This is a genomic window from Streptomyces antnestii, assembly GCF_004005495.1.
Taxonomy (GTDB): domain Bacteria; phylum Actinomycetota; class Actinomycetes; order Streptomycetales; family Streptomycetaceae; genus Streptomyces; species Streptomyces antnestii.
Window position 1 is genome coordinate 1 of the sequence record NZ_RZYA01000042.1, and the last position, 12,923, is coordinate 12,923.

At 67.9% G+C, this 12,923-nt stretch carries 16 protein-coding genes; 4 read left to right on the plus strand and 12 right to left on the minus strand.

Annotated elements, in window-relative coordinates:
- Positions 1-628: 628 nt before the first annotated feature.
- The 3 genes from EOT10_RS40580 to EOT10_RS40590 all read right to left on the minus strand — a co-directional run bounded on the left by EOT10_RS40580 (position 629) and on the right by EOT10_RS40590 (position 4,094).
- On the minus strand, positions 629-964 hold the full coding sequence (locus tag EOT10_RS40580) for a hypothetical protein (protein ID WP_146003149.1): 336 nt from the start codon (positions 962-964) through the stop codon (positions 629-631).
- On the minus strand, positions 879-1,250 hold the full coding sequence (locus EOT10_RS43350; RefSeq protein ID WP_127833390.1) for a Tn3 family transposase: 372 nt from the start codon (positions 1,248-1,250) through the stop codon (positions 879-881). The genes EOT10_RS40580 and EOT10_RS43350 overlap by 86 nt, the downstream gene beginning before the upstream one ends.
- Before the next feature lie 315 nt (positions 1,251-1,565).
- Positions 1,566-4,094 carry an NACHT domain-containing protein gene (locus EOT10_RS40590; RefSeq protein ID WP_127833391.1) on the minus strand — a complete coding sequence of 843 codons (2,529 nt, stop codon included), beginning with the start codon at positions 4,092-4,094 and terminating at the stop codon, positions 1,566-1,568.
- 157 nt (positions 4,095-4,251) lie between these two features.
- Between EOT10_RS40590 and EOT10_RS40595 the strand changes: the two genes are divergently transcribed.
- Entirely contained in the window at positions 4,252-4,473 is a 222-nt protein-coding gene (locus EOT10_RS40595) for a dTMP kinase (protein WP_127833392.1), read from the plus strand.
- Positions 4,474-4,491: 18 nt separating this feature from the next.
- On the opposite strand, the gene EOT10_RS41620 is transcribed toward EOT10_RS40595, so the two are convergent.
- The 3 genes from EOT10_RS41620 to EOT10_RS43355 form a co-directional block, all read right to left on the minus strand.
- Positions 4,492-5,106, minus strand: coding sequence for an NB-ARC domain-containing protein (locus tag EOT10_RS41620; protein WP_189492761.1), 615 nt, complete (start codon positions 5,104-5,106; stop codon positions 4,492-4,494).
- Positions 5,107-5,237: 131 nt separating this feature from the next.
- The gene (locus tag EOT10_RS41625) at positions 5,238-5,387 is read right to left on the minus strand and encodes a hypothetical protein (RefSeq protein ID WP_189492763.1); all 150 of its coding nucleotides are present in this window, start codon (positions 5,385-5,387) and stop codon (positions 5,238-5,240) included.
- A 144-nt stretch (positions 5,388-5,531) separates the two neighbouring features.
- Positions 5,532-5,867, minus strand: coding sequence for a hypothetical protein (locus EOT10_RS43355; protein WP_223281526.1), 336 nt, complete (start codon positions 5,865-5,867; stop codon positions 5,532-5,534).
- Here EOT10_RS43355 and EOT10_RS43360 point away from each other — a divergent pair, their 5' ends adjacent.
- Complete coding sequence (locus EOT10_RS43360) at positions 5,868-6,827, plus strand: aKG-HExxH-type peptide beta-hydroxylase (RefSeq protein ID WP_223281527.1); 960 nt, start codon at positions 5,868-5,870, stop codon at positions 6,825-6,827. It begins immediately after the preceding gene.
- On the opposite strand, the gene EOT10_RS40610 is transcribed toward EOT10_RS43360, so the two are convergent.
- From EOT10_RS40610 to EOT10_RS40625, 6 genes are all read right to left on the minus strand, one after another.
- Positions 6,736-7,527, minus strand: coding sequence for an aldose epimerase family protein (locus tag EOT10_RS40610; protein WP_127833395.1), 792 nt, complete (start codon positions 7,525-7,527; stop codon positions 6,736-6,738). The genes EOT10_RS43360 and EOT10_RS40610 overlap by 92 nt on opposite strands.
- Positions 7,528-7,964: 437 nt before the next feature.
- Positions 7,965-8,126 (minus strand): hypothetical protein, encoded by a 162-nt coding sequence (locus EOT10_RS41630; protein ID WP_189492766.1) that lies wholly within the window; start codon positions 8,124-8,126, stop codon positions 7,965-7,967.
- 470 nt (positions 8,127-8,596) lie between these two features.
- The gene (locus tag EOT10_RS40615) at positions 8,597-9,061 is read right to left on the minus strand and encodes a hypothetical protein (RefSeq protein ID WP_127833396.1); all 465 of its coding nucleotides are present in this window, start codon (positions 9,059-9,061) and stop codon (positions 8,597-8,599) included.
- Positions 9,058-9,708, minus strand: coding sequence for a hypothetical protein (locus EOT10_RS40620; protein ID WP_127833397.1), 651 nt, complete (start codon positions 9,706-9,708; stop codon positions 9,058-9,060). The genes EOT10_RS40615 and EOT10_RS40620 overlap by 4 nt, the downstream gene beginning before the upstream one ends.
- A 153-nt stretch (positions 9,709-9,861) precedes the next feature.
- Positions 9,862-10,017 (minus strand): hypothetical protein, encoded by a 156-nt coding sequence (locus EOT10_RS41635; RefSeq protein ID WP_189492772.1) that lies wholly within the window; start codon positions 10,015-10,017, stop codon positions 9,862-9,864.
- Position 10,018: 1 nt separating this feature from the next.
- On the minus strand, positions 10,019-10,870 hold the full coding sequence (locus EOT10_RS40625; RefSeq protein WP_127833398.1) for a hypothetical protein: 852 nt from the start codon (positions 10,868-10,870) through the stop codon (positions 10,019-10,021).
- Positions 10,871-11,311: 441 nt separating this feature from the next.
- Here EOT10_RS40625 and EOT10_RS40630 point away from each other — a divergent pair, with 441 nt between their 5' ends.
- Together EOT10_RS40630 and EOT10_RS40635 are read left to right on the plus strand one after the other, a co-directional pair.
- Positions 11,312-12,304 carry a DnaB-like helicase C-terminal domain-containing protein gene (locus EOT10_RS40630; RefSeq protein ID WP_189492769.1) on the plus strand — a complete coding sequence of 331 codons (993 nt, stop codon included), beginning with the start codon at positions 11,312-11,314 and terminating at the stop codon, positions 12,302-12,304.
- Positions 12,301-12,489 (plus strand): hypothetical protein, encoded by a 189-nt coding sequence (locus tag EOT10_RS40635; RefSeq protein ID WP_127833400.1) that lies wholly within the window; start codon positions 12,301-12,303, stop codon positions 12,487-12,489. The genes EOT10_RS40630 and EOT10_RS40635 overlap by 4 nt, the downstream gene beginning before the upstream one ends.
- The last annotated feature ends 434 nt before the right edge of the window (positions 12,490-12,923 follow it).

A 12,923-nucleotide genomic window follows, 5' to 3' on the forward strand; every position in this document is an offset into this window, starting at 1 on the left:
GTACTCGTGCGCGGCGTCTCCTGCGGAGACATGACGCGGAGTGACTGCGTCACTCCCAAGGGGACCGCGCCGCTGCGCGGCGCCGGGAGGAGTGGATCCCGGCTGGCAGTCACCTGCGGTGACTGCGGGGCAGTCCCGGTGGTACCGGGTCTGCGGCCGGTCTGTGGTGGCCGGCACTTCCGCCTGCCCCCTGACGGGGGCTCAATCTTTCCTGTTCAGGGGGCTAATCGGCCGCTAAATCCCGGTGGTGTTTCCCTCCGGCCCTGCGGGCCTCCGGTCTCACCGAGTCGCGCTCCCGCGCTCCCTTGCAACTACAGACTGCACCCATATCTGACCCCATGTCAAGCCTCACCACACCTCTGACAACCCCTCACACACCGCCACAACGAGGACTCCGGCTCAAGCAAAATGGTCTACACCATTAGAAAACCCAGGAAAGCCAAAATTAGGGCAGAAATCCAACCCGACCCCTTTAGCTGTCCAATCCTCAAAACAAAAGACGCACCAACAAGAAAGGACCCGGAAACGGGTGCCGCAGACACTATACCGAACCCGCAAAACCCCACCCCATACACAAAACGCAAAAGACCCAGCACGCCAAAAGCGCACCGGGCCAAATCGCTTACCCCTATGCCGATTTCGCAATACCAACCCGGAAAGCATCCACGTAGTCGAGACAGGAACTCAGCGCCATGCGGATCAGAGCGTGAGCCATTCCAAGGGGGTCGGGGCAGTCATCGACTCCCTGCGCCAGGGCGTCGAGCACGTCGCCGAACTCTTCGAGCGAGGCCGTCGGGTCCACGACGTAACGGAGGACGCCGGAGCCGTCGACCGCCCAGACGGTCGGACCGTCCAAGTCGATGTCGCCCGGGTGCAGTTCATGCCCGGCGGGGCACTCGAACCAACCGTCCGCCCGAACGCGGTAGGGGCTCGGATGGGTCGGGCACGCCTGCACCAGCGGCATGTGCATGTGGTAGTCGACCAGGCGGGCGGGCGGAGAGGGTCTGGGCGCATACGTAGTTCTGCTCGACCCAGAACAGCCGGTCGCGGCTGAGCGCGTCGACGCCGTCGTGGACGATCGGCTCGATGCCGACGTTGGTGGCCTCACTGGTGAGGACCGCGGCCACTGACAGCTGAAGGGAGCTGGCCTCGGAGACGTGGGTGAAGTCGCTCAGGTAGGGCAACCCAGGAGTTGACCTCCAGCACGATCTCGGGCAGGTCCACGGCGGGCATCCGCGCCGCCACCTCATTGTTCAGCTCGACCAGGAAAGCGGGCTCGTCCAGGCCATCCAGGCCGGTGAGGTGGCGGTCGGCGTGAGAATGACAGGGCCCTTCGTCACTCATTCCAGCAACGAGTGAGCACCACCCGCCAACGTCAACGACAAGGTCACCGCACCTGAGCCACTGACACCCAGACGACGAGGTCCACCTGACACTCCCCCGTAGACCATCACTACCCGCCTGCTCACCTTCGTTGGGCGATTAAGCGCGGTCGGCAACCAGTCCATCTGCACAATCCCAGCTCACAACCCTACTCACTGCGCATAAAGATCGGGCGCTGACAGTCACCTGCGGGTTGCCGAGTATCTACGGCCGGCCGATCCGTACCGCCGTCTCCAGTGCTGCAGCGCCGTGTCCGCGCTCTCCTGAGCAGGGCTGGAAAAGCTCGGATGGACCACAAAGGCCGCCAGATATTCCGGACCTCGCTGGTCGCCGAGCCAGGCGAGCGACACCGCCGCATCTATCCGTGTAAAAGATTCCATCTCTGTATCAGTCATGATCGCTGCAAGAATGCTCTGGGCGCGAGGGTCGCCAGCACTGGCCAAGAAGTCGCCTATCGTCACGCGGTCGTCGTCGTTGAGGTATGGGCTCTTTGCAAGCTCTACGAGGGTGTCCTGTCCGCGCCGATCACCGAGAGAGACCAGCGTCTCAGCGGCCTCCGTACGGTCGTCCATGTCCAGACGTCGATCACGGGCCAAGGCGTCAAGGATGTTCCGGGCATCCGTGTGACCCAGAGACCCGAGGTACTCGCCTGCTACCCGCCGTAGCGTGCCGTCGAGGTCTCGGTTCCTGGCTGTGGCCATGAGATAGTCCAGTCCCCGCTCATCCCCGAGTTTGGCCAGTAGCTCCGCCTCTGCTGGCTGTATGAGGTGTTCGAATGGGTCCTGGCAAGGCGTTCCGATAGATGCCGCCAGGGTGGACGCCAGGGTGGATCGGACGGAGTCTGGCAGCGAGGTTCCCTGCACTGCCTGATTGACCAGGAAGTGGCGACCGGAGAAGCCACCGTGTGCGGCAATCCGGTGCAGTGCGCTGGTCACCTCGGCGGCCTTGTCGGTGTCGCTCCAGGCGTCGAGAACAAACCCGAGGTAGGAGGTCTCCTCCGTTTCTGGCGGGTCCCATGGTTTATCCGCTCCTGTTGGCTGCCACCGGTGTTCGAACAGGTCGGCGAACACCTTCGCGCTGATTTCCGCGTCGCGGACGGTGTGGCGGGCGGCCAGGAACTCCAGGAGGGTGTGGTGCAGGAAGACCAAGTCGTCGGCGCGCCAGGACAGCAGCCCGCTCCGGCGGAGGCTCTCGTTAACGAAGCTCCGCCACACGTGCTTGGGTACCCCGGCAGGGCATTGAGCTACTGGCTGGCCGATCACTGCGTCAACGACTGGCTCGGTGCTTCCGGCCAGGCGTTTTGCGGCTACGTGTGCGAGCAATTCCAATAGGTGGTCACGGGTGCGGTGTGCCGCCTCGAGCGCGCCCGGGCCGTAGCGCTCGATCGAATCCCGTGTCTGCGTCGCCATACCGCCGCTCCCGGGTGTGTGCTGGCGTTCACGCAGCAGATCGATGAAGCGCCCGTAGGCCTCGCTCCGCCCTGCTGGAAGGTAACGGCCGGGGTCAGCCGCATACAGCTGGCAGAGCATGGTCGCCATCAGCGGTGTGCGTGCCATGTCAGCGAGGTTGGTGTCTTTCAAGCCGGTGATGAATCGGTCGGCGGCTTCCTCAGCGTCGGGCAAGGCCAGGCAGGTGAACCAGGACTTCGCGAAATCGGGCAGTTCCTCCGGTGCGAAGGGCAGCATCTCGTAGCGGGCCGCCACTTCACAGGATGTGTCCAACTCAGCGGTGGGCAGAGGACGGGTCGCCACGACGAACCGGTACAGCGACGGGTGCACCTGGGCGGCCGTCGTGAGAGTTTGGAGGACGCGCTGCCGCGAGTCAGGATCGGTAATCTCGTCCAGTCCGTCAACGAGGATCAGCCAGGGCACGCCGGGCCTCGGAGCCTCCCGGAAGAACTCTGGTGGCAGGGCCTCCAACAGGCCCGCGCTCAGGTCGGCGGTCACACTCGCGGCCAGGGCTTCCGGAAGTGGGCGCCGTCGCTGGGCCAGTTCGGCCGCCTGCACCAACACGGGTACCGCCGCATCCCTCCGGCAGTCCAACCAGCGGTCGAGTGAGCTGATCAGGCTGGTCCGCAGCAGACAGGATTTGCCACCCCCTGGGCCGGCTAGCACGACGCCGTTGCGGCCCTGCTGAAGGATCTGCTCGGCAGGGACGGGGCGGCTTGGGATCGGCTGTGCACCGTGTGAGTGATGCTTCCCGCGAGGAAGGACCTGCTGGCGCAGATAGACGGCGGTGAGAGGAGGCGGTGCAGTGCCGGGCAGCGCCCCAGGGTACGGATGCTCCATAGCCGAGCGCCGTGCCGCCCTGACATAGCCGTCCCAGCGGGCCTCCCGTTCGACGTGCGCTTCCACCTCCCGCAAGTGGGCATTGACGTCGCCCGAGGGAACCCGCACGGGACCGGGCTCGGTGGGAGCTGGGTGCTGCGCCTTGCGAAGAAGCTCCATCGCCCGGTCTTGGAGTAGCCCGAGCCTGTGGGGATCCGGGGTGGTGGCCTTCAGGAAGTCGCAGACGAACCTCTGAGGCGGAACCTTGCCGCCGATATACGTGCTGATCTGACTGATCGAGACGTGCATCTCCTTCTCAAGATCGCGAAGCGTCTTGCCGCTCTCGTCCTTCCGCCGACGCAGAAAAGCCGCAAGTGCGTACGCCTCCGGCGTGGCGTACGAGATCGGCTTCAGGGGCCGGCCGCCTCTGCGCCGCGATGGCACCGTCGTTCCTTCCTCACCCGACCAGAACCAGTTGTTCGAAACAAAACCCCTACATTTTCGGAGTTACCCAGCGCAAACATCCTGAACCAGAGCGAACAACTGTCACAGTCGAACATCGTCTCCTCCGTACCGCACTGCACCGACCACGGAGGCCTCGATGCCGACCATCCCCCTCCCCATCCGCTCGCTCGGCGCCATGCAGCGGGTCCTGCTCGTCGCCTTGCTCGTACCCGTCGTCCTCATCGCCGTGGTCGCTGCCGTACCGGCGCTGGTCGTTCTGCCGTTCTTCTCCAACGGGACCGAACGCGTGATCAAGATCCTCGCCGCCCTCACGGCCTACGCACGAACGCTCCTCATCACCAGCAGGCCCGGCCCGTGATCGCCCAAGGGCTGGGGCCTACAAAGGGTCCGACGTACAGGAGCCCCACCACGGGCTGGCGATCGCCCAACGGCTCTCCTCGCGGGTGAACACGTCGACCTCCAGAGGGCGCGCCGACGACGTCCACTGCGAGTTCCGTGAGGTGACGAGGATGCGGCCCGGGCCGTTGGTCGGGAAGAACTCCCTTACGGACTCCGGGTCTTCCGCGTTGTCGAAGATGAGGAGCCAGTTCTTGAACGGCTCGCCGATGCGCAGGGCCTCGATGACGGCCGGCACCGCGGTGTTCGCCTCGCCGCTGCCGACCTTGAGGTTCAGCCGGCCCGCCAGCTGGACGAGGAACTGCCGGATCTGCTGGGGCTGTTCGGCGGGGATCCACCACACGACCTGGTACTCGTGCAGATGCCGGTACACGTACTCGACGGCGAGCTGGGACTTCCCGACGCCGCCCATGCCCTGGAGCGCCTCGGGGAGCACGGCCGTGGTCCCCTCCTGGAGCCTGCGGTGCAGGTCCTCCAGGAGCTGGACGCGGCCGGTGAAGGCACGGTTTCGGGGCGGGACGTTGCCCCAGACGGGGGGCGGCTTCTGCAGCGCGTCACCCCTTGACCCGGCCTGGGTGGACTGCAAGCCGCTCACTACTTCGACCCCTTCTTCGTAATCTTCGCTGCCGGTGTCCGGCGGGGCGGTGGGCTCGGCCCCATCGCCTGACTGACTGGGTTCCCCAGAGGCCGGAAACCGCGGCCGTAAGCGCGTCGTGGGCCGCACCGTCAGAGCTTCAGCGCGAGCGCGGCCGCCGCGAAGACGGTCGCCGCGACGCCGATGGGGACGACCAGCTTCGGTCGGACAGTGACAGCGATCCCCGCCACAGCGGCGCAGAGCAGAGCCAGGATCAGGATGGTCGTGCGGTCGGGTGACATAAATCCTCCGGTCTGGACAGCCGCGGCCCGGTGGCCGCTGCTGTTCTCTGGCGGGGCGGTGGGCTCGGCCCCACCGCCTGACTGACTGGGTTCTCCGGAGGCTGTGGCCACCGTGGGTGGAGTTCGTCGCTGTCGAGGCGTGCCTCAAGCTCCCTGGCGGCGGTCGCGTGCGGTCCGGCCATGGCCGCGAAAGCGGGCAGAATAGACAATCTCCACGGCCGTAAGCGCTCCATGGCGACTGGCCGCGCGCTGCGGCTCGCGGAGAAGGGTCACCCCTTCCCCGTACACCGGTGCCGCGACCGCCAGATGACCGAGGGCGAGCGTGAGCGCGCGGGCCGTCTCGCCGCGCGTCCCGTCGGAGAGCAGCTCGCGCCGCACGCCCTCGTCGAAATCCAGCTCGACGCCCGGCCCGGCGGCGTGGGTGTCGTCCGGACCGCTTTCCGCGCGCCGCAGCAGCCCGCTCAGCAGCAGCTCCGCCACATGCCAGTTCCGCGCCCCGGGGATCAGCCCCTCCTGGAGCACGCGCAGCACGTCGAGGTTGAGCGGGACGGCCGCCGAGACGCGGGCCAGGTGGTAGGCGGTGGGAGAGAGCTGGGCCCGAACGGTCTTGACCTGGACGTCGGGGGGCAGCGCGGCGGCGGGCCTGCGCGCGACGACGCCCTCGTCGCCGGGCGTCCGGTCCAGGACGCGCACCGTGTAGCCGCCCCGCGTGTCGTGCGCGAGGAAGCGGGCGAGGCCACCGATCCCCTCAGGCGTCAGCGTCACCACCGGCAGGTGCCCCCTCGTCCACGAGTCCCGGCACTCCGTGCCCTCAGCCACCAGATCCAGCTCGTCGACCGGGCCACGGGCGGACCCCACGCGGACGCCCTGCTGTACGCGCCCTGGCGCACCGACCCGCGCCCGCCGTGGGGCCTGCTGCACGGCACGTACGCGTTCACGGGCGTCGCCGACTTCTGGCGTACCGAACGGCACGCCCTGACCGGCCCCCGCGCGGACCTCGCGCACTTCGAGTTCGCCGTGTGGCGCGACGCGGTGGCCATCGCGCTGCGCACGCTGGCCGACCAGCCGGGACTCACTCCGTGGGGCCGCCGGTTCGATGGTGGGCAGGAGCAGGCCCACGGACTCGGCGGTCCAGGCGCTGTTGGGCGCCGCGGGGTGCGGCCTGGTCAGCCGGAGCGTGCTGGTCCGCGTGCCCGCCCTGGCCCACACGTGCTCCGGCAGGACGTGCACGATCGCGACGGGCATCGTGCGGGCCCACCGCGCCAGCCTGCGCCGCGCGCTGCCGTCGCCCCAGCGGTCGGCGTGCAGATCGGTGAGGACGAGGACCAGATGCCAGCTGTTGGGGCGGCTACGCCTCGGAGGGATATACCGGGTCCGGCAGCGGGATGTCCTTCGAGCGCGACAGCCAGTAGGAGCGCACCCTTGGCGGCTGGAGAGTGAAGTCCACACAGCGCAGCGCCGGTTCGTCCAGCGTCGGAGCCGTCAGGTGCCACACACCGGCCCTGTCCGAGTCGGGCCGGATAGGGAAGCCGGACAGCTTCAGCTCCCAGGAGTCGATGACCCCGTTGTCGCGGTCGTCGTGGACACGGACCAGCCCGAGGGCCTGGGCCGGCCCTTCTCCGGCCTCCTCGGTGGAGAGCCGGTGGTTCTCCGCCCAGTCCTTGAGCGGGAAGTGCTTGCGCAGGTCCGCCGTGACGGACTGCGCCGGGTCGAGCAGCAGCCGATGGTCCATCTTGGTGGGTCGGTCCGCGCCCTCCACATAGGGGTGGTACAGGTCGCCCTGGAAAGTGACATGGACCGGCCGGTTGCTGTGGTTGGTGACGTGCAGCGTGACGCGCAGGGCCAAGTGCACGTCTTCATCGCGCGGGAAGTGCCACTCCTGCGTCGCAGGCCAGGGCTGAGGCCAGCCCGAACTCGGACCGAGCGGCGGCCAGGCGGCATCCGCCGTCAGGTGAACTTCCACCTGCGGGGCCTGGTCGTCCAGACGGCCACGGGCGGCGTCGAGCGCGACCGCCTGTGAGGACTTCAGCGCATTCTGGCTGATCTTCGTGGAGCGCCGTGTCTCGCCGGCCTGCCAGGCGACGAACCCCGCGGAGGCCGAGGTCGCCACGGCTGCGGCTATCCCCCAAAAGTCTGTCATGGCTGGCGATTCTCCCACTCTGCTGACATGGGGTCAGCGCAGGGCAGGTCGCTCTACAGCACGGGCGTTGTCCTCCCATTGATCGACGACTTCGAGGCAGCCGGCAAGGACCTATGGACAGTCGCGGCCTGGTGGCCAACGACGGGACTCAGGAGGACCGAGCACCTAGCCCCGCATGCCCTCCCGCCCCCTTACAGCAAAGCGCCGCCCAGTCGGCTCAAATCGTCCCTCAGCACAGCGAGGCGAGAGTCCACGGAACCCAGCGGCCCACCCCCCGCGTGTCGCGGGAGCATTGCGCAAGCCCCTGACCGGACTCCGCAGGTCGCCACCGCGGAGGCGACGTCGAACGTGCCGGTGCCGGCGTGCAGTTCGGCGGGGACCCTTCGGCACTCCCCGGTGCCGATACCAAAACCGCAAAAGACCGCACCGATGCTGAATCAGGAACTGCGGTCCGGGGTCAGGGCTTTCTCGTGCACGGGGTCGACGAGCAGCACGACGGCCGCCGAGACGCCGGCGCGGCGGGCCGCCTCGCGGACGGCGGCCATGGTCTCGGTGAGCGGTACGGGCGGGGCGGGCGGCTGCTTGATGCTGATGATCATGCAGGCGCGGCCGCATTCTTCTGCAGCAGTCGGCAGCACTGTTCCTCGGGCTGCCCGCCGCGAAGCGTGTTGCTGAGCGGGAGATGCCACGCCCTCGCCGACGAGCTGCTCGGACACGACGACTGGGATCAGGACGTGGAGGAGATGTTCCGCGCGCCTGCTGGGGAAGACATCTGGTCAGCAGCGGTGGACCGGTTCCGGCGGAACACCGGAGTTGGCGTGCCGTCGTCCCGCGGGTGCTCAGACCTTCTTCGACCAGGCGGAATGGGTGCCCTTCCATCGGGGCCGGTGGACACGCCGGCCACGCGCGTCGGCGCCGCCGTGGTGGTTTCTCATCGCAGTCGTGGTGATCGTGCTGATCGTCGCCAACATGCAGTAGCCGGCGCTGGAGGTCACTCGACTCCCGGGCGGGGCGCGGACTGCATCGCGTCCCGTGCCGCCTTCACAAACATCTGCCGCTGCTCAGGCGCTCACGACATCAGCTCATCAAAGTGGTCCCATCCCGTTTCGTGAGGGCGTGCCAGTAGCTCCTGCCGGAGTTCCACAAGGGTCGTGTGCAGTACGGACGCTGCCGTCTCCACACGGGCCGGGCCCAGGATCTGAACTCTCTCCCGAAGGGGACGTACGGCAACAATGAATCCATGTGTCCTGTCGCTGACCGCCCCGAATATCATCTCCTCACCGTTTTGGGCCTGGTAGATGGGGTTCGCGTCGGTGTAGGCGTCCCAGGTGTCCTGCATGTTCTGGTAGTCGGCCAGGGCCTCCTCCCAGGCTTCGAGGAACTGCACGTAGGCCTCGAGGCGTTGCCCGCGAAGCCACTGCCCGTGTTCGACTTCGGCCTGGTCGGTGGTCTGGCGGCGGCCCAGGAGGACGCCTCCGATACCGAAGACGCCGGCTGCGATGGCGGGGAGAAGGGCGGTCCACAGGGCGTTCATGCGCTCACCGCCGGCCACAGCCGGAGGTCTGGCGGCAGCCCGGTCTTGTGCTCGGGGATGCCGTCTGTTCCGTCAAAGACCAGGACCGCGTAAGGACTGTTGGCGTCCGGCATGACGGCGAAGGTGGCCTCCTTGGGGCGGAGCCGTATCTGGTTCGCGCGGCCTATCACCTGAGGTTCGAAGCAGTTCTGGTGGGCAAGGGCGATCTTCGCGCCTTCGCCTGCCGCCGCTCGTTTCTCCCGGTAGGCGGCGAGGATGTCGGGTTCCGTGATCTCTTCGTCGCCGTTGAGGAATTCGGTTCCGAAGAGCAACGGGATACGGATGGCGTCGGCTTTCTTCCGCGCCTTCTCGTACGAGGTCACGGCCGGCTGGCAGTACTCGCGGGCTTGCTCACGCGCCCAGTCCGCGGCGACCGGCAGGCCATAGACCACCCCGGCCGCCAGGAGTGAAAGGATGCCGAGGCAGCCCAGGCCGCCCTTGATTTCGGATCGGATCTTGTGCCGTCGGGCGGCCGCGCGATCTGGGGTGTGGGTAAGGCACCGGTCGCCGATGACCGCCGGGTTCTGGCAGGGCTTCTCTCCGTTGCCGTTTCCGATGTACCTGGCCATGAGGCTCGGCCGGCCGTTCACGGTGCTGACGTCGTCCACCGCCGTACAACGTGGCGTCGGTCTCTTGGCTCGTTTCCTCATGGTTGTTCGCCCCCCTCTGTCCTGTTCGGCGGGGAAAGGATATGGCCTGGGGTCGGTTCGAGCTTGGGGCGAGGAATGAACGTCGAAGCCGCGCTCGCGCGGTACTGACTGTCACGCAAGTCGCAGTCCGACGGCCTCCTCGTCATCCAGATTCACCTGGTACGAGCCGCCGAATCCGCCCGGGCCTTCCGGGCAGTTGCGGCGCAGCAGGGGAACGAGGGCTTCGGCCATGGCGGCGCAGCGCGGGTCCTTCGCGTACGAGGCCATGTCAGCTCCTTTCCGGGCCGGTGAGGTGCGGCCACAGCAGCTTGAGGTCGTGGGCGACCCGCTCGGCCAGGACGGCTGGGTCGTTGGCCGTCCACTGGTGAGCTGCCGCGATGGCGTCGGCGGCCTTCGTCCTGGAGCTGCTCTTGTCGGGGAATGGGCCGGATTCCGCGCGGGCGGTGAAGGTCACCGGGCCGGGCGGGCGGGGCAGGAACAGCAAGGGGTGGTGCGGGGTGAAGTCGAAGTGGCCCAGGCGGGCGGCGGGCTCTTCGTCGAAGAGCTGCGGCTCGGTCCACAGTCCGACGGTGACGACGAGCCAGGTGTGCGGGCGGTCAGGGTCGTTGCACAGCCACAGGTCGAACGTGCCGACCAGGAGGTCCGCCTCCCACTTCCAGACCTTCGCCCGGGGATCGAGAGCGTCGGCCCCGTCCCGGCGCAGCGGGATGAGGGCGCGCTCGAACGGGGCGATCAGATCGTCGTAGGCCGTCCGCATGGCCGTGCTGCCGGCGTGGTCGACCGTGTACTCGCGGTCTGGCGTGATCTCCCACTTCAGGCCGTCGGGAAGCTGGGTGGTCAGGTACTGGCGCAGCGGGCCGAGCGCCTGCGGGATGCCGTCCTTGTCGTGTCGGGCGTGCTCGGCGGCGGGCAGGCGGACCCACCAGGCGTAGTACGGCGTTCCGTCGGAGTAGGTGTCGGTGTCGACGCAGTGTTCATACACGCAGCCCAGCGAGCCCGCGAGCTCCGTCATCGTCTCCTTGGTGCGCTCGTCCAGGTCGGGATCCTCGCCCGCGAGCTGCGACGGGTCTTGGACCTCGAGGCGCCACACCACCCACTCGAAGTCGCTCCATTCCGTCACGCGCACCCGCCGCCCAGTTCGACGGTGTCACCCCTGCTGTACCTGGCCAACAGCCCGCTCCCCCGCTTCGACGGTCCAGTACATCAAGGCCCACCAGGCGGGCTGGAGAGTTCGGCGACACTCGGCCCCAACGAGCGACGCATGGCTGGACCCGGCGCGCCGGGATCAGTCGGCGTCAGGGCCGTATCCGAGGCTCTGAAGGAGATGAACTCGGCGGTGTCGTGGCCCGCAGTGCGTGAGTTCGGGTTGAGCCCCATTTAGACTGTCGTGCGATGGCCGTCCTTACGTCGGCCCGGCGAACCCCACACCGTCCCGTGGCCGCGGTGGGGTAACGAGCCCCAGGTGCCTGCGCATCAACGTGAACCCCTCACTTGTCATGCCCTTCCGCGAGCGGCGGCATGTGCGGGACCACGGGCCTGCCATGCCGGAAACGGAACGCTTGTGGTCCGCAACCACGCCCGCAAGGCCGATGCCCGACGCGCCCGAACCGAAGGCGCCGCGTATCGCTCCGCGGTCGAGCGCAGCCGTGGCAAGCCCAGGGTGGCGACCGGGCTGCCTGGCCTCGACACATTGCTCCGCGGAGGGCTGAGGCCGGGGCGTGTGACGGTGCTGGCCGCCCGTACGGCGATGGGGAAGTCGATGCTGGCTCTGTCGATCGCCCGGCACTGTGCCGTGGCCGCTGGGCGTCCGGCGTTGATCGCCTCCCTGGAAATGAGCCGGTTCGAACTCTGGGTCCGGCTGATGGCCGCGGAGAGCGGGCTTTCCTCCGACCGAATCCTTCGTGGCCTGCCCGAGCACGAGCGGGAACGTGTGCGCGGCGCGGCCGAGGACTTGGACCGCCGGCGAGCACCGCTGGACCTTGGCGGCGACGGAAGCATCCCAGCCGTCAGTGACATCGCGGCAGAATGCGAGCGGGCCTCTCGCCGGTACGGGCGTCTCGACCTGGTCGTGGTCGACTACCTCGGTCTGATTGACCGCTCGGGGCCCGGATTGAGCCCGCACTCGCATGACCGCGCCGTGGAAGTCGCCGCGATTGTGGAGGCCTTGCAGAAGCTGGCCCGACGGTTCAATGCAGCGGTGCTCCTGGTCGAACAGTTGACCCGCGACGTCGCCGAACGCCCGGACCACCGGCCACGGCTGGGGGACATGGAGCACGCCGAGCAATTGCTTCCCCGCGCAGAGGCCGTGATCATGCTGCACCGCGACGAGTACTACATCGAACGGCAGTCGAGACGTCGGTACGAGCAGTCGCCGGACCCTTCGGTCTACCCCGGTCACCTCTTCCCCCGACAAGGTCTGCCCGAGCCGATGGTGCAACGCGCCGAACTGCACGTCTCCCTCCACCGCCACGGGCCCACCGGGATCACACCGGTGGCTGTGGACCTGAGCAGGTGCTGCTTCTCTTTGCTGCCGGACTCGGAGGGCCGGCCATGACCTCCCCGGCCGAACCGCCCCCGGGCACCGTCACGCTCACCGAAATCATCGTCCGCAGGATCAGGTCCGGCGCCCCCATCGACTGGGAAGCGCTGGACCAGCTACGCACACGGCCAGGAGCCCGCAGCATCGACTGGGAACAGGTCGACCAGGCCCGACGAGAACAACCACCGACCGACGAGTGACCCCGCGGTATTCCCCTGATGGCGCTCGGTGCGGGCGGCCGGGGCGGGGGTAGTCCGCATCAGGTGCCAGGCGGCGCGGGTGTTGCCCGCGGTTTGGGCGCCCAGCTGTTCCCCCCATGACAGACCGTCAAGAACAGGCATTCAAGGTGGCACAGCTGCGGCCGGTTCCACCATGCCGCCCGCTCGTCGTCGGAATCTCGTCCGGGGCTAGCGTCTCGTCGGGCCCGGTCTGTCCGATTGCGAGATCGTCATTCCTCCGTGACCTCGGTGAGCGTCGCACACGCTCACTCGTCCGCGTCGCGTCCGCTCGCCGGGGCCATCAACTGTGATCGTGCAGTGAAACGGTGCACGCCTGTGCGCCGGGCCCCGGTGGTGGTCTGACGGCGCCGGCGGGGCAACCATGTGGGAGCTCTGTTCTGCTCTTTGAGGGGTCG

What these genes read in the sequence shown, in the direction of transcription:
- EOT10_RS40580 (WP_146003149.1), bottom strand. Translation starts at nt 964, where the DNA reads ATGCCGCTGGTGCAGGCGTGCCCGACCCATCCGAGCCCCTACCGCGTT.
- EOT10_RS43350 (WP_127833390.1), bottom strand. Translation starts at nt 1,250, where the DNA reads ATGAGGTGGCGGCGCGGATGCCCGCCGTGGACCTGCCCGAGATCGTGC.
- EOT10_RS40595 (WP_127833392.1), top strand. Translation starts at nt 4,252, where the DNA reads ATGCCGACCATCCCCCTCCCCATCCGCTCGCTCGGCGCCATGCAGCGG.
- EOT10_RS41625 (WP_189492763.1), bottom strand. Translation starts at nt 5,387, where the DNA reads ATGTCACCCGACCGCACGACCATCCTGATCCTGGCTCTGCTCTGCGCC.
- EOT10_RS43360 (WP_223281527.1), top strand. Translation starts at nt 5,868, where the DNA reads ATGCCAGTTCCGCGCCCCGGGGATCAGCCCCTCCTGGAGCACGCGCAG.
- EOT10_RS40610 (WP_127833395.1), bottom strand. Translation starts at nt 7,527, where the DNA reads ATGACAGACTTTTGGGGGATAGCCGCAGCCGTGGCGACCTCGGCCTCC.
- EOT10_RS41630 (WP_189492766.1), bottom strand. Translation starts at nt 8,126, where the DNA reads ATGATCATCAGCATCAAGCAGCCGCCCGCCCCGCCCGTACCGCTCACC.
- EOT10_RS40615 (WP_127833396.1), bottom strand. Translation starts at nt 9,061, where the DNA reads ATGAACGCCCTGTGGACCGCCCTTCTCCCCGCCATCGCAGCCGGCGTC.
- EOT10_RS41635 (WP_189492772.1), bottom strand. Translation starts at nt 10,017, where the DNA reads ATGGCCTCGTACGCGAAGGACCCGCGCTGCGCCGCCATGGCCGAAGCC.
- EOT10_RS40635 (WP_127833400.1), top strand. Translation starts at nt 12,301, where the DNA reads ATGACCTCCCCGGCCGAACCGCCCCCGGGCACCGTCACGCTCACCGAA.